Annotated in this window: 17 protein-coding genes; 12 read left to right on the top strand and 5 right to left on the bottom strand. The window is 68.7% G+C overall.

The window, feature by feature from the left end:
• Positions 1-160 precede the first annotated feature (160 nt).
• The 3 genes from xseB to dxs are packed head-to-tail and all read left to right on the top strand — an operon-like array spanning position 161 to position 3235.
• Positions 161-418, top strand: coding sequence for an exodeoxyribonuclease VII small subunit (gene xseB / locus ACG01O_RS03945; protein ID WP_394381579.1), 258 nt, complete (start codon positions 161-163; stop codon positions 416-418).
• Positions 415-1302 carry a polyprenyl synthetase family protein gene (locus tag ACG01O_RS03950; RefSeq protein ID WP_394381581.1) on the top strand — a complete coding sequence of 296 codons (888 nt, stop codon included), beginning with the start codon at positions 415-417 and terminating at the stop codon, positions 1300-1302. The genes xseB and ACG01O_RS03950 overlap by 4 nt, the downstream gene beginning before the upstream one ends.
• A gap of 37 nt (positions 1303-1339) precedes the next feature.
• Positions 1340-3235 carry a 1-deoxy-D-xylulose-5-phosphate synthase gene (gene dxs, locus ACG01O_RS03955; RefSeq protein ID WP_394381583.1) on the top strand — a complete coding sequence of 632 codons (1896 nt, stop codon included), beginning with the start codon at positions 1340-1342 and terminating at the stop codon, positions 3233-3235.
• On the opposite strand, the gene ACG01O_RS03960 is transcribed toward dxs, so the two are convergent.
• Positions 3183-4091, bottom strand: a complete 909-nt coding sequence (locus ACG01O_RS03960; RefSeq protein WP_394381585.1) for a LysR family transcriptional regulator — start codon at positions 4089-4091, stop codon at positions 3183-3185. The two genes, dxs and ACG01O_RS03960, sit on opposite strands and share 53 nt — an antisense overlap.
• Positions 4092-4161: 70 nt before the next feature.
• Between ACG01O_RS03960 and lysA the strand changes: the two genes are divergently transcribed.
• From lysA to ahpF, 4 genes are all read left to right on the top strand, one after another.
• On the top strand, positions 4162-5406 hold the full coding sequence (lysA, locus tag ACG01O_RS03965; protein ID WP_394381586.1) for a diaminopimelate decarboxylase: 1245 nt from the start codon (positions 4162-4164) through the stop codon (positions 5404-5406).
• Positions 5407-5460: 54 nt separating this feature from the next.
• Complete coding sequence (locus ACG01O_RS03970; RefSeq protein WP_394381587.1) at positions 5461-6591, top strand: HD-GYP domain-containing protein; 1131 nt, start codon at positions 5461-5463, stop codon at positions 6589-6591.
• 111 nt (positions 6592-6702) lie between these two features.
• The gene (gene ahpC, locus ACG01O_RS03975; protein ID WP_394381589.1) at positions 6703-7266 is read left to right on the top strand and encodes an alkyl hydroperoxide reductase subunit C; all 564 of its coding nucleotides are present in this window, start codon (positions 6703-6705) and stop codon (positions 7264-7266) included.
• 139 nt (positions 7267-7405) lie between these two features.
• Positions 7406-8959: an alkyl hydroperoxide reductase subunit F gene (gene ahpF / locus ACG01O_RS03980; protein ID WP_394381590.1), complete on the top strand. Its 1554-nt coding sequence runs from the start codon at positions 7406-7408 to the stop codon at positions 8957-8959.
• A 62-nt stretch (positions 8960-9021) separates the two neighbouring features.
• Here the strand turns inward: ahpF and ACG01O_RS03985 are convergent, their stop codons facing one another.
• A complete protein-coding gene (locus ACG01O_RS03985) occupies positions 9022-9501 on the bottom strand; it encodes a hypothetical protein (RefSeq protein WP_394381592.1) in 480 nt (159 codons plus the stop codon).
• Positions 9502-9581: 80 nt separating this feature from the next.
• Positions 9582-10457, bottom strand: a complete 876-nt coding sequence (gene rarD, locus ACG01O_RS03990; protein WP_394381594.1) for an EamA family transporter RarD — start codon at positions 10455-10457, stop codon at positions 9582-9584.
• Positions 10458-10543: 86 nt separating this feature from the next.
• On the opposite strand from rarD, the gene ACG01O_RS03995 reads away from it, so the two are divergent.
• From ACG01O_RS03995 to ACG01O_RS04015, 5 genes are all read left to right on the top strand, one after another.
• Entirely contained in the window at positions 10544-10813 is a 270-nt protein-coding gene (locus ACG01O_RS03995; protein ID WP_394381596.1) for a MoaD/ThiS family protein, read from the top strand.
• Positions 10814-10816: 3 nt separating this feature from the next.
• Positions 10817-11890, top strand: a complete 1074-nt coding sequence (locus ACG01O_RS04000; protein WP_394381598.1) for a WD40/YVTN/BNR-like repeat-containing protein — start codon at positions 10817-10819, stop codon at positions 11888-11890.
• A gap of 72 nt (positions 11891-11962) precedes the next feature.
• Complete coding sequence (locus tag ACG01O_RS04005) at positions 11963-13900, top strand: CocE/NonD family hydrolase (RefSeq protein WP_394381600.1); 1938 nt, start codon at positions 11963-11965, stop codon at positions 13898-13900.
• 62 nt (positions 13901-13962) lie between these two features.
• Positions 13963-14706: a substrate-binding periplasmic protein gene (locus ACG01O_RS04010; protein ID WP_394381602.1), complete on the top strand. Its 744-nt coding sequence runs from the start codon at positions 13963-13965 to the stop codon at positions 14704-14706.
• A gap of 90 nt (positions 14707-14796) precedes the next feature.
• The gene (locus ACG01O_RS04015) at positions 14797-16266 is read left to right on the top strand and encodes a methyl-accepting chemotaxis protein (protein ID WP_394381604.1); all 1470 of its coding nucleotides are present in this window, start codon (positions 14797-14799) and stop codon (positions 16264-16266) included.
• Here the strand turns inward: ACG01O_RS04015 and ACG01O_RS04020 are convergent.
• Both ACG01O_RS04020 and ACG01O_RS04025 read right to left on the bottom strand, forming a co-directional pair.
• Positions 16238-16957 (bottom strand): pseudouridine synthase, encoded by a 720-nt coding sequence (locus ACG01O_RS04020; protein ID WP_394381606.1) that lies wholly within the window; start codon positions 16955-16957, stop codon positions 16238-16240. The genes ACG01O_RS04015 and ACG01O_RS04020 overlap by 29 nt on opposite strands.
• Entirely contained in the window at positions 16954-17352 is a 399-nt protein-coding gene (locus ACG01O_RS04025; protein ID WP_394381608.1) for a YchJ family protein, read from the bottom strand. The genes ACG01O_RS04020 and ACG01O_RS04025 overlap by 4 nt, the downstream gene beginning before the upstream one ends.
• Positions 17353-17360: the final 8 nt, after the last annotated feature.

Below are 17360 nucleotides of genomic sequence, written 5' to 3' on the forward strand. Positions count from 1 at the left end.
CAGGTTGCGTGGTGGTGGGGAGTGCCAGCGGGCGCGCGGGCGCGCTCGGGCGAGAGGGTCGGGATTCTACGCATGCCTGTCTCGCCGTGCCGACGCGGGGCCGAGGGCACGGGCGGTTTGGGTTAACCCGCTGACTACAATTGCCGTTTCGCGCTTTGAAATGACCAAACCCCCATCCCGCACCAAATCCGCCACGCCCGACGCTCCGGCGTTGAGCTACGAGCAAGCACTCGACGAGTTGGAGCGCTTGGTGGCGGCCATGGAAGGCCAGCAACTGCCGCTGGACCGGCTGCTGGACAGCTACAAGCGCGGCGCGGAGTTGCTCGCGCTGTGCCGGGGGCGCCTGCAGGCGGTGGAGCAGCAGGTCAAGCTGTTGGACGGCGCGGACCTGAAGGCCTGGGAGGGCCCGGAATCTTGAACGCAGTTGAATTTGAGCGCTGGACGCAGGCATCGCTGACCGCCTTTGAGGCGGCCTTGGATGGCCTGGTGCCGGCCGGTGCGCCCGCTGGTTTGGGTGAGGCCATGCGCTACGCGGTGCTGGGCGGCGGCAAACGCCTTCGCCCCTTGTTGGTGCTGGCCAGTTGCGCCGCCGTGGGTGGTGACACCTTCGCCGCGATGCGAGCGGCCTGCGCGGTGGAACTCATTCACGCGTACTCGCTGGTGCATGACGACATGCCGTGCATGGACGACGACGTGCTGCGCCGCGGCAAGCCGACCACGCACGTGGCTTACGGCGAGGCCCAGGCCATGCTGGCGGGTGACGCCATGCAGGCGCTGGCCTTCGAGGTGCTGACGCCCGACGAGGGCATCGCGCCCGCGCTGCAGGCCCGCTTGTGTGCGCTGCTGGCCCGGTCGGCTGGGCACGACGGCATGGCCGGCGGTCAGGCCATCGACCTGGCGAGCATCGGCAAGCAGCTGGATGAATGCACGCTGCGCGACATGCACCGCCGCAAGACCGGCGTGCTTTTGCAGGCCAGCGTGATGATGGGCGCCGCCTGTGGCCCCGCCTCGGCGCAAGCCACCCAATGCCTGTCGGACTACGGCGCTGCGCTGGGCCTGGCCTTCCAGGTGGTGGACGACATCCTGGATGTGACGCAAGAGTCGCATGTGCTGGGCAAGACGGCCGGCAAGGACCAAGACGCCAACAAGCCCACCTACGTCAGCGTGCTGGGCCTGGATGCTGCCCGCGCGTTGGCGCAGCAACTGCGTGCCGAGGCCAAGTCGGCCCTGGCGGCCAGCGGTCTGACCAATGTCAGCCACTTGAGCCTGCTGGCCGACTCCGTCGTCGAGCGAGACAACTGAGCCCGGCTCGGTTGCATCACCCCTGAAGAGCTTCGCCATGGACTACAGCCTGCTGAACAGCATCGACAGCCCCGCCGACTTGCGCCGGCTGCCGCGCACCGAGCTGAAAAAAGTGGCCGACCAGCTGCGCGCCTACGTGCTGGAGAGCGTCTCCAAGACCGGCGGGCACCTAGGGTCCAACCTCGGCACGGTGGAATTGACCGTGGCGCTGCACTACGTGTTCAACACGCCGGAAGACCGGTTGGTGTGGGATGTGGGCCACCAGACCTACCCGCACAAGGTGCTGACCGGCCGCCGCGACCGCATGAGCGGTTTGCGCCAACTCGGCGGCATCAGCGGCTTTCCGCGGCGGGACGAAAGCCCGTACGACACCTTCGGCACCGGTCACTCGTCCACCAGTATTTCTGCCGCGCACGGCATGGCCATGGCCGCCAAGCTCAAGGGCGAGAGCCGCAAGGCGGTGGCCATCATTGGTGATGGCTCCATGACCGCTGGCATGGCTTTCGAGGCGCTCAACAACGCTGGCGTCGCCCACGGCGGCGTGCTGGGTGACGTGCTCGTCATCCTGAATGACAACGACATGTCGATCAGCCCGCCAGTGGGCGCGCTGAACAAGTACCTCGCGCGCCTGATGAGCGGCAGCTTCTACACGGCCGCCCGCGAAGGCGCCAAGAGCGTGCTCAAGCACACGCCGCTGTATGAATTTGCCCGTAAGTTTGAAGAGCACACCAAGGGCATGGTCGTGCCCGGCACGATCTTCGAGGAGTTCGGCTTCAACTACGTGGGCCCGATCGACGGGCACGACCTGGAATCGCTGATCCCGACGCTGGAGAACCTGCGCGACAAGAAGGGCCCGCAGTTCCTGCACATCGTCACCAAGAAGGGGGCGGGCTACAAGCTGGCCGAGGCCGACCCGGTGAAGTACCACGCGGCCTCCGGCAAGTTCGACCCGGCTGTGGGCTTTGTGAAGCCGGCCACGCCGCCCAAGCTCACTTTCACGCAAGTGTTCGGTGACTGGTTGTGCGACATGGCCGAGGCCGACCCGCGCCTGGTGGGCATCACGCCGGCCATGCGCGAGGGCTCGGGCATGGTGGAGTTCCACAAGCGCTTTCCGCAGCGGTACCACGATGTCGGCATCGCCGAGCAGCATTCGGTCACCTTCGCGGCGGGCCTGGCGTGCGAGGGCGTGAAGCCGGTGGTGGCCATCTATTCCACCTTCCTGCAGCGCGCCTACGACCAGATGGTGCACGACGTCGCCATCCAGAACCTGCCGGTGCTCTTCGCGTTGGACCGCGCCGGCCTGGTGGGGGCCGACGGTGCCACGCACGCCGGCAACTACGACATCGCCTACACGCGCTGCATTCCCAACATGGCGGTGCTGACGCCGGCCGATGAAAACGAGTGCCGGCAGGCGCTGTACACCGGCTTCCTGCACGACGGCCCTGTGACCGTGCGCTACCCGCGCGGCTCGGGCGCCGGCGTCACGCCGGTGGCAGAGATGACGGCGCAACCCTGGGGCAAGGGCGAACTGCGCCGCCAGGGCGAACGCATCGCCATCCTGGCCTTCGGCACGCTCCTCTACCCGGCACTGGCCGCGGCCGAGCGGCTGAATGCCACGGTGGCCAACATGCGCTTCGTGAAGCCGCTGGACGCTGAACTCGTGGCGGAACTGGCCCGCACGCACGACGCCCTGGTGACCGTGGAAGACGGCTGCATCATGGGCGGCGCTGGCAGCGCCGTCACCGAGGCCTTGAATGCTGCCGGCATTGCTATTCCCGTGCTGCAACTGGGCCTGCCGGACGAATTCGTCGAGCACGGTGACCCCGCCAAGCTGATGAGCCTGTGCGGCCTGGACGCGGCGGGCATCGAGGCCAGCATCGTCAAGCGCTTCGGCGAGAAGCCCCAGGTCGTCCGCGCGGCCGCAACGCGCTGAGCAGGCGCTCGGCCAGCGGCTGTGCCGGCCGGTGCAGCGGCATCAGCGCGCTGACCCGGTACGGAATTGACACGGTCAGCGGCCGCACCACCAGGCCGTCGCCTGCGCAGGCCGCGGCGGTCAGCGGGTTCACGATCGCCAGCCCCAAGCCGGCGCGCACCAGCTCGCACACCGCCACGGCGCTGTGGGTTTGCACGCGCAGCCGGCGGGTGACCCCGGCGGCGTCGAAGCGAGCGTCAATCTCCCGGCGGTAGGGGTCGTCCGCGGCGAGGCTGATGAAGCCGTGGCCCTCAAAGTGCGTGAGCTTCAGCCTTGCTTGGGAGGCCAGCGGATGGTCGGCCGGCAGCACCGCCACCTCGTCGGCTTCCAGCACCGGCTCCACGCGCACGCCGGGCAGGGGTGTGGCCTGTTCCGCCAGCCCGAGGTCGAAGCGCTGTTCGCTCATCCAGGCGTCCAGCAAGGGCGGCTCGGCGGGCGTGATGTCGACACGGGCGGCCGGGTGGTGCGTGAGCAGGGTGGCCAGCGCGCCCGGCAGCAGCGCGTGGCTCAGCGCGGGCAGGCACAGCACGCTCAGCTCGGCGCCTTCGTCGCGGCCCAGGGCTTGCGCATGCTCGATGACGCGGGCCAGGCCTTGAAAGCTGCGCTCCACCTCGTCGAACAGCGCCCGGGCGCGCGCCGTGGCCCGCAGCCGGCCACGCTCGCGCTCGAACAGCGCGTAGCCCAGCAGCTGTTCCAGTCGCGCGAGGTCGCGCGACAGCGTGGGCTGCGAGGTGTGGAGCAGGGCGGCAGCTCCCGTGACGCTGCCGGCCGTCATCACAGCGCGGAACACTTCGATGTGGCGGTGCTGAATGTCCATATCAGGATTGAATCACGTACTGAAGAATTGCAATTTGATTGAATGGGTTGGGCCGGGCATGCTGCACGCCATGACCAAACCCTTGCCCGCCGCCCTGAACCCCACCCGCCTGCAAGCACTGGCTGCCGAGCACGGCACGCCGCTGTGGGTGTACGACGCTGCCACCATTCGGGCGCGTGCCGCTTCACTGAAGCGGTTCGACGTGGTGCGATTCGCGCAGAAGGCCTGCTCGAACACGCACATCCTGCGCGTGCTGCGGGCCGAGGGCGTCAAGGTGGATGCGGTGTCGCGCGGCGAAATCCTGCGCGCGCTGGCCGCCGGCTACACGGCGGGCGGTGACGAGATCGTCTTCACCGCGGACCTGCTGGACCACGCCACGCTGGCCACGGTCGTCGAGCACCGCATCCCGGTGAATGCCGGCTCCATCGACATGCTGCACCAGCTGGGCGCGGCGTCGCCGGGGCACGCCGTGTGGCTGCGTATCAACCCCGGCTTCGGCCACGGCCACAGCCACAAGACGAACACCGGCGGCGAGCACAGCAAGCACGGCATCTGGCATGCAGACCTGCCCGAGGCGCTGGCGGCCATTCGCCAGCACGGCCTGACGCTCGTGGGCCTGCACATGCACATCGGCTCCGGGGTGGATTACGAACACCTGGCCCAAGTCGGCCAGGCCATGGTGGGCCTGGTGAAGCAGGCGGTGGCGGCCGGTCATGACCTGCACGCCATTTCGGCGGGCGGCGGGCTGTCCATTCCCTACCGCGAGGGCGACGCGGGCATTGATGTGGACCACTACTTCGGCCTCTGGGACGCCGCGCGCCGGGAAGCCCAGGTGCTGGTCGGGCACGACCTGACCCTGGAGCTGGAGCCCGGCCGCTACTTGGTGGCCGAGAGTGCTGTGTTGCTGGCCGAGGTGCGGGCCGTGAAGAACGCCGGGGCCAACCGCTTCGTGCTGGTGGATGCTGGCTTCAATGAACTGATGCGCCCGGCGATGTATGGCAGCTTCCACGACATGACGCTGCTGCCGCGCGACGGCGCGGCGCGCCCGGTGCGGGAGGTGGTGGTGGCCGGTCCATTGTGTGAATCGGGCGACGTCTTCACGCAGGCCGCGGGCGGCGAGGTGCTGACCCGCGCGCTGCCGGATGCGCAGGTGGGCGACCTGCTGGTCGTGCACGACGCGGGGGCGTATGGCGCCTCGATGTCCAGCAACTACAACAGCCGGCCGCTGGTGGCGGAGGCGCTGGTGGACGGCGACGCCGCGCGGCGCATCCGTCGCCGGCAGACAGTCGAGGAATTGTTGGCACTCGAAAACTGACGCGCTGCTGTCAATCCTGAGGGCGGGTTGTCATTTTCCGGTGATCATCGGGAAATGAAATTGGTTCCCATTCAACAGGTTGGCGGGCACATCAAAGCGGGTGCCGCGCTGCCCTTCGGCGTGCGAGATGCCGAAGGCAAGCTGTTGCTGGCCAAGGGGCAAATGGTGCCCAACGATCAGATGCGCGAGGCGCTGCTCAATCGCGGCGTGTTCGTGGACCTGGACGAACTGCGCGAGGCATCGGGCCGCAGCGGAGACGGCGGCACGGGCAGCGAAGACTTCTTCGCGCGCTGGGAGGCGCTGCAGACCCGGCTGTCGGTGTTGCTTCGCGCGCCGCAGGAAACGCTGTTCCTGCCCCGGGTGAAGGAGTGTGCGGCGCAGCTCATCGGCTGGGCCGATCGCTTCAGCGACCAGTTGCTGTTCGTCGTGATCCAGCACGACCACGCGCGCCACGAGGTCTACGGCCTGGTGCACCTGCTGCACACCGCAGCGGTGTGCTCGCTGCTGTCTCGGCGGCTGGGTTGGTCGCCCGAACGGCAGAAGAGTTTGGTGGGCGCGGCGCTGACGATGAACCTCTCCATCATCGACCTGCAAGGACGCCTGGCCTCGCGCGGCGGCAAGCTGATTCCTGCGCACCGTGCCGCGATCGATCGCCACCCCGATGAAGCTGTGGCCCTGCTGCGCGCCGCCGGCCTGGACGACGCCGACTGGCTGGCCGCCGTGGCCCAGCACCACGAGCAACCCGGCGGCGGCGGCTACCCCAGCGGCACTGCCGAGCCCACCGAGACCGCGCAACTGCTGCGCCTGGTGGACATCTTCCTGGCCAAGCTGGCCAGCCGCGGCGGGCGGGCCGGGCTCTCGGCCCCGCAAGCCGCCAAGGCCCTGTACACCGGCAGCAACGGCCACCCGTTCGCCGCGCTGCTGGTCAAAGAGTTCGGCCTGTATCCGCCGGGCACGCTGGTCAAGCTCGCCAGCGGCGAACTGGCCGTGGCGGTGCGGCGAGGCACTGCGGGCAATACGCCCATCGTCAGTGCGGTTATGAATCGACACGGAGATGCACTAGGCTCTCCCATCCGACGCGACACGGCCGCTGGTGAATACGCCATCACCGCGCTCGCGTCGGCGCAGATGCTGCGTGTGAAGCTCAGCCCGCACCAGCTCTACGACCGCCGCTACGAGGCCTGAGCCCCGCCATAGGCTCCACCAATAGCGGTCATTTGATTAATGTTTTCAACTGAAACGCCAGGATCTATATAGTTCTGGCTATCCCATCAACCCAGCCCTCACGGAGCATCCATGTCCCTGATCAACACCCAAGTTCAGCCCTTCAAGACCGAAGCCTTCCACAACGGCAAGTTCGTCGGCGTGTCCGACGAGTCCCTGAAGGGCAAGTGGTCCGTGCTGATCTTCATGCCGGCCGCGTTCACCTTCAACTGCCCGACGGAAGTGGAAGACGCCGCTGACAACTACGCCGAGTTCCAGAAGCTGGGCGCTGAGGTCTACATCGTGACGACCGACACGCACTTCTCGCACAAGGTGTGGCACGAGACCTCGCCGGCCGTCGGCAAGGCCAAGTTCCCGCTGGTGGGCGACCCGACCCACACGCTGACCAACGCCTTCGGCGTGCACATCCCGGAAGAAGGCCTGGCCCTGCGCGGCACCTTCATCATCAACCCGGAAGGCGTCATCAAGACGGCCGAAGTGCACAGCAACGAAATCGCCCGTGACGTGTCGGAAACCCTGCGCAAGCTGAAGGCCGCCCAGTACACCGCCGCCAACCCCGGCCAGGTCTGCCCGGCCAAGTGGAAGGAAGGCGCCAAGACCATCGCCCCGTCGCTGGACCTGGTCGGCAAGATCTAAGTTCATGACATTTGCACGGAGCCCGGGAGGGCTCCTGCTTTCCGCAGAGCTCATTCGGCTCTGCTGAAAGGGCCTCCAAGCCTGGGGACCCTTTCAGCAGTGGCCAGCCCCGCCACGCCTCACTGAAAGGAAGTTCTCCATGTTGGACGCCGCTCTCAAGACCCAGCTCCAGGGTTACCTGGACCACGTCAAGCTCCCGTTCGAAATCATCGCCTCGCTGGACAACTCGGCCAGCAGCGCCGAGATGCGCGAACTGCTGGAAGAAATTGCCGGCATGAGCGACAAGATTTCCTTCCGCGCCGATGGCGTGGACACCCGCACCCCGTCCTTCCTGCTGCGCCGCACTGGCACCGAGCAGAGCCTGCGCTTTGCGGCCATCCCGCTGGGCCACGAGTTCACCTCGCTCGTGCTGGCGCTGCTCTGGACCGGCGGCCACCCGCCCAAGGTCGATGCCGCGCAGATCGACGCGGCCAAGGCGCTGGACGCGGATCTCGACTTCGAGATCTACATGAGTCTGACCTGCCACAACTGCCCGGACGTGGTGCAGGCGCTCTCGCTCATGGCCATCGTCAACCCGCGCATCCGCACGACGGTCATCGACGGCGGCTTGTTCCAGAGCGAGGTCGAGGGTCGCAACATCATGGCGGTGCCCGCCGTGTGGTTGAACGGTCAGCCGTTTGCCTCGGGCCGCATGAGCCTGGAAGAAATCATCGCGAAGCTCGACACCGGCTCCGCCGCGCGGGATGCGAAGAAGCTTGACGCTGAAGCGCCGTACGACATGCTCATCGTCGGCGGTGGTCCCGCCGGTGCGGCAGCCGCCGTGTACGCCGCCCGCAAGGGCATCCGCACCGGCGTGGCGGCCGAGCGCTTCGGCGGCCAGGTGAATGACACGCTGGGCATCGAGAACTACATCTCGGTGTCCATGACCGACGGCCCGAAGTTCGCCGCCGCCCTGGAAGGCCATGTGAAGGACTACAACGTCGACATCCACAACCTCCAGCGCGCAGAAAAACTCATCCCGGCGACCGAGCCCGGCGGCCTGATCGAAGTGCAACTGGCCAACGGGGCCACGCTCAAGGGCAAGACGGTGATCCTGTCCACCGGCGCGCGCTGGCGCAATGTCAACGTGCCCGGCGAAGCCGAGTACAAGAACAAGGGCGTGGCCTACTGCCCGCACTGCGACGGCCCGCTGTTCAAGGGCAAGCCGGTGGCGGTGATCGGCGGCGGCAACTCGGGCGTGGAGGCGGCCATCGACTTGGCCGGCATCGTCAAGCACGTGACGCTGATCGAGTTCGGCGCGGAATTGCGGGCGGACGCGGTGCTGGTCAAGAAGCTGGAAAGCCTGCCCAACGTCGCCATCATCAAGAACGCCCAAACGACCGAATTCACCGGTGCGGGCGGCAAGCTCAACGGCCTGAACTACACGGACCGTGTGTCCGGCGAGGCGCGTCGTGTGGAGGTGGAAGGCTGCTTCGTGCAGATCGGCCTGGTGCCCAACACCGAGTGGCTGCGCGGCACGGTGGAGCTGAGCAAGCACGGCGAAATCATCGTGGACGCTAAGGGTGCGACCTCGGTGCCCGGCGTGTTCGCGGCGGGTGACGTGACGACCGTGCCGTTCAAGCAGATCATCATCGCCGCCGGTGATGGCGCGAAGGCCGCGCTGGGCGCGTTCGACCACCTGATGCGCAGCTGAGGCGGGCCAGCCCAGCGGGCATTGCCCACGTCACAAGGCGCCCCGCGGGGCGCCTTGTGCTTTCAACGCAGCGTGTAGCCGCGACCGTCCATGCAGGCGTCCACAGCGCGGTTGAAGACGGAGGTGTCCGCCATTGCCGCCTGCTGGGTGGTGGCCCAGCGGTTGCAGTCCTGGTAGTCCGCCTCCTGCTGGGCGGGGCTTTGGCCGTTGCGGGGGTAGATCACCGGCACGGCCGCCGACACCACCGGCGCGCGCCGGGGTGCCACATAGGCCACCGGCGGTGCCGGGGCGTACACCACGGGCGGCGGCAACGGGGCCGGCGGGGGCACATACACCGGCTCCGGCGGGCGACTGGCTTCATGCGCCAGCGCAATCAGCGGCACGGCCACGGCCAGGCCCAGCACCAGCGCACCCAGACCCGAGCCGCCATGGTGGTGGCGGGGCTCCGGCCGACGGTCGTCGTAGTAGCGTGGCCCCGCGGCGGCCACGCCGGTGGCAACGATCAGGGCGGAGGCGATCAGGGTGCGGGCAAGGCGGTGCATGGTGGGCTCGCGGGTGACGGTGTCTGGGGCAACGCCGGGCGGGCGTGTTCGGTTGACCAGCGCGGGGCAGGGTGCCTGTCTCATGCCGCCCGGGGCGGTGCCGGGCGCCGGGCTTGCCACAGCCCCTCGGCGCTGTACACGGCCAGCGCGCTCCAGATGAAGCCAAAAGCCACCAGGCGGCTCGCATCCATGGGCTCGCGGAACAGGAACACGCCCAGCAGGAACTGCAGCGAGGGTGACACGTACTGCACCAGGCCCAGCGTGGCCAGCGGAATGCGCCGCGCGCCAGCGGCGAACAGCAGCAGCGCGCCGGCGGTGACGGGGCCGGTGCCGATCAGCCAGGCCCAGTCAGCGGCGGTCTGGCCGGCGAGGCTGCCGGCCTGGCTCCACCAGGCCAGGCCGCCCAGCGCGAGTGGCGCGAGGATCAGCGTCTCCAGCGCCAGTCCTTCGATCGCGCCGAGCGCGGCGGTCTTGCGCATCAGGCCGTACAGGCCAAAGCTGGCGGCCAGCACCAGGGCCACCCACGGCAGCCGGCCGGCGGCCACCGTCAGCCACAGCACGCCGAACGCGGCCAGGCCCACGGCCAGCCACTGCACCGGCCGCGGCCGCTCGTGCAGCACTGCAAACCCCAGCGCCACGTTCACGAGCGGGTTGATGAAGTAGCCCAGGCTGGCGTCCAGCACGTGGCCGTTCCCGACCGCCCACACGTAGGTCAGCCAGTTGATCGCGATCAGCAGGGCCGACACCGCGAACCGGCGCCAGGTGGCGGCGCTGACCTCACGCAGCCAATGCAGGTGGCGCGTGGCCAGCAGCACCAGGGCCACGAAGGCCAGCGACCAGATCGTGCGGTGCGCCACCACCTGCAGGGCCGGGATGGTGGCGATTTGCCGGAAATACAGCGGGAACAGACCCCAACTGAGATAAGCGCCGAGGGCGTAGAGGATGCCGGGGTTCATGCGCGGCATTGTCGTTGGGGGTTAATCCGGAGGCTGAAGTCAGGGCTCGGGCGTCGAATTCGGCGCGCCTCGTTCGTCGTCACACCATGGCCCGCATTGAATTCACTCCGCAGCTGCACCGCTTCGTGGACACCCCGGTGGTGGACACCCCGGCCACCGTGCTGCGCCAGGGCCTGGATGCCGCCTTCGCCATCAACCCCCGGCTGCGGGGCTACATCCTCGATGACCAAGGCCACCTGCGGGTCAATGTCGTCATCTTCATCGACGGCCGGCGCGTGCGCGACCTGCGTGGCCTGACCGACCCGCTCGGCCCTGAAAGCCGGGTTCACGTCCTGCAAGCCCTTTCCGGAGGCTGAACCATGAACCAAGACCGCGCCTGGGCCGCGACCCGCAAAGGCTTGTTTGAACTTCGCCGCCGCAGTGGCCGCTGGGAGGTGGAGCGCCTGAGCTTCACCGCCGACCCGGTCACCATGCTGCTGCCGCCTGACGCCTCGGGCCACATGCTGGCCGGCTTGAACCTCGGCCACTTCGGCGCCAAGCTGCATGCCAGCGACGATGCCGGTCAGACTTGGCGCGAGGTGGCAGCCCCCACGTTCCCGCCGCAGCCAGACGGCGCGGCGGGCCCGGCCTGGAAGCTCGATCAGGTGTTTTCGCTGGAACGCGCCGGCGACGCCATCTGGTGCGGCACGGTGCCCGGCGGCCTGTTCCTCAGCCGGGACCGTGGCGAGACCTGGACGCTGGACGAAATCCTCTGGCGTGACCCGCGGCGCGAGCAATGGATGGGCGGCGGCAACCCGGCGCCGGCCTTGCACTCCATCTGCCCGCACCCCGATCGCCCGGAGGAGCTGCTGATCGGCGTGTCCTGCGGCGGGGCCTGGCGCACCACCGACGGTGGCCAGAGCTGGGCGCTGCGCGCCAAAGGCATGCGGGCTGACTTCATGCCGCCCGAATTGGCGGACGACGAGAACTCCCAAGACCCCCACCTCATCGCCCGCTGCCGCGACGTGCCGGAGGTGCTGTGGTGCCAGCACCATTGCGGCATCTTCCGCTCCACCGACAACGGTGCCAGCTGGCAGGAGCACCGCGCGGCGCCGTCCAGCTTCGGTTTTGCCGTGGCCGCCCACCCGCGAGACCCGCTGACCGCCTGGTTCGCGCCAGCGGTGAAAGACGAGCGCCGCATTCCGGTCGATGCTGCGCTGTGCGTGACCCGCACCCGCGACGGAGGCCAGACCTTCGAGACGCTGCGCTCGGGCCTGCCCCAGCAACATTGCTACGACCTCATCTACCGCCATGGCCTGGCGGTGGACGATGGCGGCGAGCAGCTGATGATGGGCTCCACCACGGGAGGGCTGTGGGCCAGCGCCGATGGTGGCGACCACTGGGAGACGGTGTCAGCCCACCTGCCGCCCATCTACGCGGTCAAGTTCGGTTGAACCCGATGTGGCCTCTGGCAGGGCCGGGCGGCGGTGTCAGACTGCGCGCCTCCTCGGCCTCACGCCCTTGCCATGTCCTTGATGCCCCTGATGCGCAGCCTGCCGCTGCTGCTGTCTGCCCTGATCACCGTGCCGGCCGGCGCGGCTGACGAGGACAAGCCGCCGGCCTACCAGCCGCGCGAGCACTACACCAAGTACGAGTACCGCGTGCCCGTGCGCGACGGCAAGACGCTGTTCACGGCGGTGTACCTGCCCAAGGACCAGAGCCGCCGCTACCCCTTCCTGATGGTGCGCACGCCCTACAGCTGCGGCCCGTACGGCGTGGACCGCGACGGCGTGAAGCAGCTCGCGCCGAACGAGGACTTCTTGAAGGCCGGCTACATCTTCGTGTGCCAGGACGTGCGCGGGCGCTTCCAGTCGGAAGGGCAGTTCATCGAGATGACGCCGCACCGGGCGATCAAGAAGCTGCCCACCGACGTGGACGAAAGCACCGACACGCACGACACCGTGCAGTGGCTGCTGGACCACGTGCCCGGCCACAACGGCCGCGTGGGCCTGTGGGGCATCAGCTACCCGGGCTTCTACACGGCGGCCTCGGTGATCGACTCGCACCCGGCCATCAAGGCCGCCTCGCCGCAGGCGCCCATTGGCGACCTGTTCCAGGGCGACGACAGCTACCACGGTGGCGCCTTCATGCTGGCGGCCAACTTCGGCTTCTACAGCTTCTTCAAACCCCAGCAGACGCCGGTTCTGCCGCCCCGGCAGTGGCCTGAGTTCGACTACGGCACCCGCGACGGCTACGAGTTCTTCCTGCAGTTCACCAACCTCGACGCCATGGCCGAGCGCCTGGGCAAGGACGGCGGCGCCAACCCGTACTTCAATGTGCAGCTGGAGCACGACCGCTACGACCACTTCTGGCAGCAGCGGGCCATCCTGCCGCACCTGAAGAACATCCGCGCCGCGGTGTTGACCGTGGGCGGTTGGTTCGATGCCGAAGACCTGGTTGGCCCGCTGGGGGTGTTCCGCGCCATCGGGCGCCAAAGCCCGGCCACCGACAACCGGCTGGTGATGGGCCCGTGGGTGCATGGCGGCTGGATCGGCACACCGGGCCGCAGCCTGGGCCGTGTCCAGTTCCATCAGCCCACAGCCGAGCAGTTCCAGAAAGACGTGCTGCTGCCGTTCTTCGAGCAGCACTTGCGGGAAGTGGCCCCCAAGACCCCCATCGCCAAGGCGACGGTGTTTGAAACGGGCACCAACGTCTGGCGCCGCTACGACGCTTGGCCCCCGCAAACCGCCCAGGCGCGCACCTTGTACTTTGCGCCCGGCGGCAAGCTCAGCTTCACGCCGCCGCCGGCCCCGCAGCCGCAGTTCGACAGCTGGGTGAGCGACCCGGCCAAGCCGGTGCCGTTCATCGGCTACACGGCCTTGGGCATGCCGCAGGAGTACATGGTGAGCGACCAACGCTTTGCCGCCACGCGGCCGGACGTGCTCACCTTCCGCAGCGAGGTGCTGGAGCAAGACGTGACCCTGGCCGGCCCCGTGGTGGCGCGGCTGTTCGCGTCCACCAGCGGCACCGATGCCGACTGGGTGGTCAAGCTCATCGACGTGTACCCGCCGGAGGTGGAAGACCCGCCGCCCCGCAAGAAGCGCCCCCGCACCGAGGAGGTCGAGGCGCCGGAGTCGCCGATGGGCGGTTACCAGCAACTGGTGCGGGCCGACCCGCTGCGCGGGCGCTTCCGCCACAGCCTGGAAACGCCCGAGGCCATGGTGCCCGGCCAGGTGGAGGAACTGAAGGTGACGCTGCAGGACGTGAACCACAGCTTCCGGCGCGGGCACCGCATCATGGTGCAGGTGCAAAGCAGCTGGTTCCCGCTGATCGACCGCAACCCGCAGCGTTTCGTGCCGATCCGCAGCGCGCGGGCCGAAGACTTCCAGCCCGCCACGCAGCGGCTGTACTTCTGGCGTGATCAGCCGTCGGGCTTGCAGGTGCAGGTGTTGCCGATGCGCTGAGGCGCCCCGCCGGGGCTATGCTTCATGGCCGCCCCGATCCGTGGGGCGCCGTCGGAGCCGGGATGTGGCGTCGGGTTCTGGTTGCGGTGCTGTGCTGGCCCGTGTGGGTGCACGCCGGGTGCTCGCGCGCGCTGCGCGTGCCCTTCGAGGACTGGCGGCCCTACTCCTACATGGACGGGACGCGGCACACCGGCCTGGAAACCGAGTTGCTGGATGCTGTGGCCCGCGAGGCGGGCTGTCGTGTCGTCTACGTCGGCGACGTGCCGCACAACCGCCGGCAACTGCTGTTGAGCAACGGCCAGCTGGACCTGCTGCTGGCGGCCACCCCGAAGGCCGATGCCGGCTGGTACACCCAGCCTTACCGCGACGAGCGGCTGTCGTTGTTTGTCAGGGCCGGTGAGGGCCGAGACGCCTTGAGGTCGGTGGACGACGTGCTGCGGAGCGGCTTGCGGCTGATCACGCACCGGGGCCCCGCCAATGCGCCGACGGTGCAAGAGTTCATCGCGCGCGGCCAGGTGGCGTGGTTCGAGACCTACGCGCGGGGCATCGAGCTGCTGCAACAGCAGCGTGGCGATGTGCTGCTGGGAGATCGCTTGGCCGTGCTGCACGCCGCTGGCGCGGCTCGGCTGTCGTTGACGGAGCTGCCGGTTCCGTTGGTGCAAGGCGTGGTGGCGTACCGGTTGAGCCCCAAGACGCTGACCGAGAGCGATTTGCAGACCCTGAATGCGGCCATCTTGCGCCTGGAGGCCCGTGGTGACTTGCGCCGGATTCGCGCGCGATGGTTGGCGGGCGCGGATGCGCCGTGACATGGTGCATATCCGCGACGCCGCCCCGTTGCGGTGCGGGGCAGGCTCGGCCTAGCATCGTCACAAGTTGGCACTGAAAAGGAGACACCCATGACCGGTATGGCCTCTCGTCACACCTGGGCTGCAAGTGATGCGCGAAATGCCCCGCGATCCGAAAGCTCCCGCGAGGCTGCCTGGCGTGACGCCAACCGGCTGATGCTGGCCTGCATGGGCTTGTATTTCGTGCTCGCGCTGGTGTTGGGCTTTCAGTTCGACCAGGTTGGCTTGGCCGTGGGCATGGGGCTCCTGCTCTTCGCCGGGGCTGCCGCGGCGCAGGCGGCACTGGGTGGCACGGCCATGGCTGCGCACATCATGGCCACCGCCGCCATGGGCATGGTGGCCCTGCACATCCAGCTGGCACGCGGCATGGTCGAGTTCCATTTCGGGGTGTTCGTCACGCTGGCGTTCCTGCTCGTCTACCGGCACTGGGCGCCCGTGCTGACCGGCGCCGCCGTGATTGCGGTTCACCACATCCTGTTTGACCGCTTGCAGGCGGCCGGTGCCGGTGTGTACTGCCTCACCGATCCCGGCTTCTCGCGGGTGCTGGTGCATGCCGGCTACGTGGTGGCGCAGGCTGGGTTCGAGGTGCTGATCGCCTACAAGATGCACCAACGTGCCGTGGAGCAAGTGGCCTTGGTGCGGCTGGTGGAGTCGTTGACGGCGGACGAGCGCATCAACCTCGATGTGCCGCATGAGCCCGGCACCTTGGGCGCCGCCGGCGCGCTGCTGCAAGCGGTGGATCGCATCCACGGGGTGGTTCACTCGGTTCAGTTGGCGGCCAAGAGCATCGACGGGGCCAGTTCGGAAATCGCGGCGGGCAATCAAGACCTGTCGGTGCGCACCGAGGAGATGGCGTCCAGCCTGCAGGCGACCGCGTCGTCCATGGCCACGCTGACGCAGGCCGTGGGTCAAACCGCGGAGGCCGCACGCAGCGCGCATGGCTTGGCCACGGGCGCCGCCACCGCCGCCGGACGCGGCTCGGGCGTGGTGCAGGAGGTGGTGAGCACCATGGGCGCCATCCACTCAAGCGCGGCGCGCATCGGCGAGATCACGACGCTGATCGACTCCATCGCCTTCCAGACCAACATCCTCGCGCTGAACGCCGCCGTGGAAGCCGCGCGGGCGGGCGAGCAGGGCAAGGGGTTTGCCGTGGTGGCGTCTGAGGTGCGCAGCCTGGCGCAGCGCAGTGCCGAAGCGGCGCGAGACATCAAGAGCCTGATTGCCACCTCCAGCGAGCAGGTGGCGGCGGGTTCCTCGCTGGTCGAGCAAGCCGGCACGGCCATGCGCGACATCGAATCGGCCGTGGAAAAGGTGGCGCAACTGATCGGTGACATCGCTCGGTCTGCCAGCGAGCAGAGCGACGGCATCGGCCGGGTGAACCAGGCCGTGGGCCAGCTGGATCAGGTCACCCAGCAGAACGCGGCCCTGGTGGAGCAGTCGGCCGCTGCGGCCGAGAGCCTGCGCGATCAGGCGCAGAAGATGGCCGACGAGGTCAGCGTGTTCCGCACCCAGGCGAGCTGAGACCGGGCAGCATCGGCCACTGCGCGCCGGGCTCCGCATGCAGCGTGAGCGTGGTGCCCGTCACCGGGTGCTGCAAGGTCAGCTCTGCGGCGTGCAGCCACAGGCGCTGCACGCCGAGGTAAGCCGCCACGGCCCGGTTGAGCGGGCCTTTGCCGTGCGTGGCGTCACCCAGGATGGGGTGGGCCATGTGCTTGAGGTGCCGGCGGATCTGGTGGCGCCGGCCCTGGCGCGGGGCCACCTCCAGCAGCGCCACGCGGGTGCCGGTGAAACGCGGGTCGGTCACCACGGGCCAGGTCAGCCGGCTCAACACCGACCAATCGGTTTGCGCCTCCAGCATCGGCTGGCCCGCCGAGGGCAGTTCCGGGTCGCGGGCCAAGGGGTGGTCGATGTGGCCGCGGTCGGCCGCCGGCCAGCCGCGCACCAGGGCCAGGTAGCGCTTCGTCATCTGGCCCTGCTCGAACTTGGCGCCCAGTTGCGAGGCCACCTCGGCCGACAGCGCAAACAGCAGCACCCCGGAGGTGCCGCGGTCCAGCCGGTGCACCGGCCACACCGTGCGGCCGAGTTGGTCGCGCAGTTGCTGCAGTGCGGCTTCCTGTTCACCGGCCGCCAATTGGGTGCGGTGCACCAGCAGGCCGGCGGGTTTGTCGATGGCGACGACGTGCTCGTCGGCGTGCAGCAGGCGCAGGGTCAAGACAGATCGCCGTCCACGTAGAACCAAGCGCCCGCTTCGCGCACGAAGCGGCTGCGCTCCTGCAGCCGGTGGGCGCGGCCGCCGAGCTTGCTGCGGGCCACGAACTCCACGGTGCCGTGATCGGCGTCTTGCATCGCGCTGCCCTTGACCTGCAGCCCCAGCCATTTCAGCCCGGGCTCAGGCGGCTCCAGCACGTCGGGCCGGGTGCTGGGGTGCCAGGTGGCCAGCAGGTAGTCGCGCCGGTCGGTCACAAACGCGCTGTAGCGCGAGCGCATGAGGGCCTCGGGCGTGGTTGCAGTCAGGCCCGCTCCGGCGGCAAAGGCCCGGTGCAGGGCGCCGCAGCAGGTGGCATACGAGGTGGGGCGTCCGCAGGGGCAGGGCAGGGCTTCGTCCATGCCCGGCA

Origin of the sequence: Pelomonas baiyunensis (assembly GCF_043555935.1) — a bacterium.
GTDB lineage: Bacteria > Pseudomonadota > Gammaproteobacteria > Burkholderiales > Burkholderiaceae_C > Pelomonas > Pelomonas baiyunensis.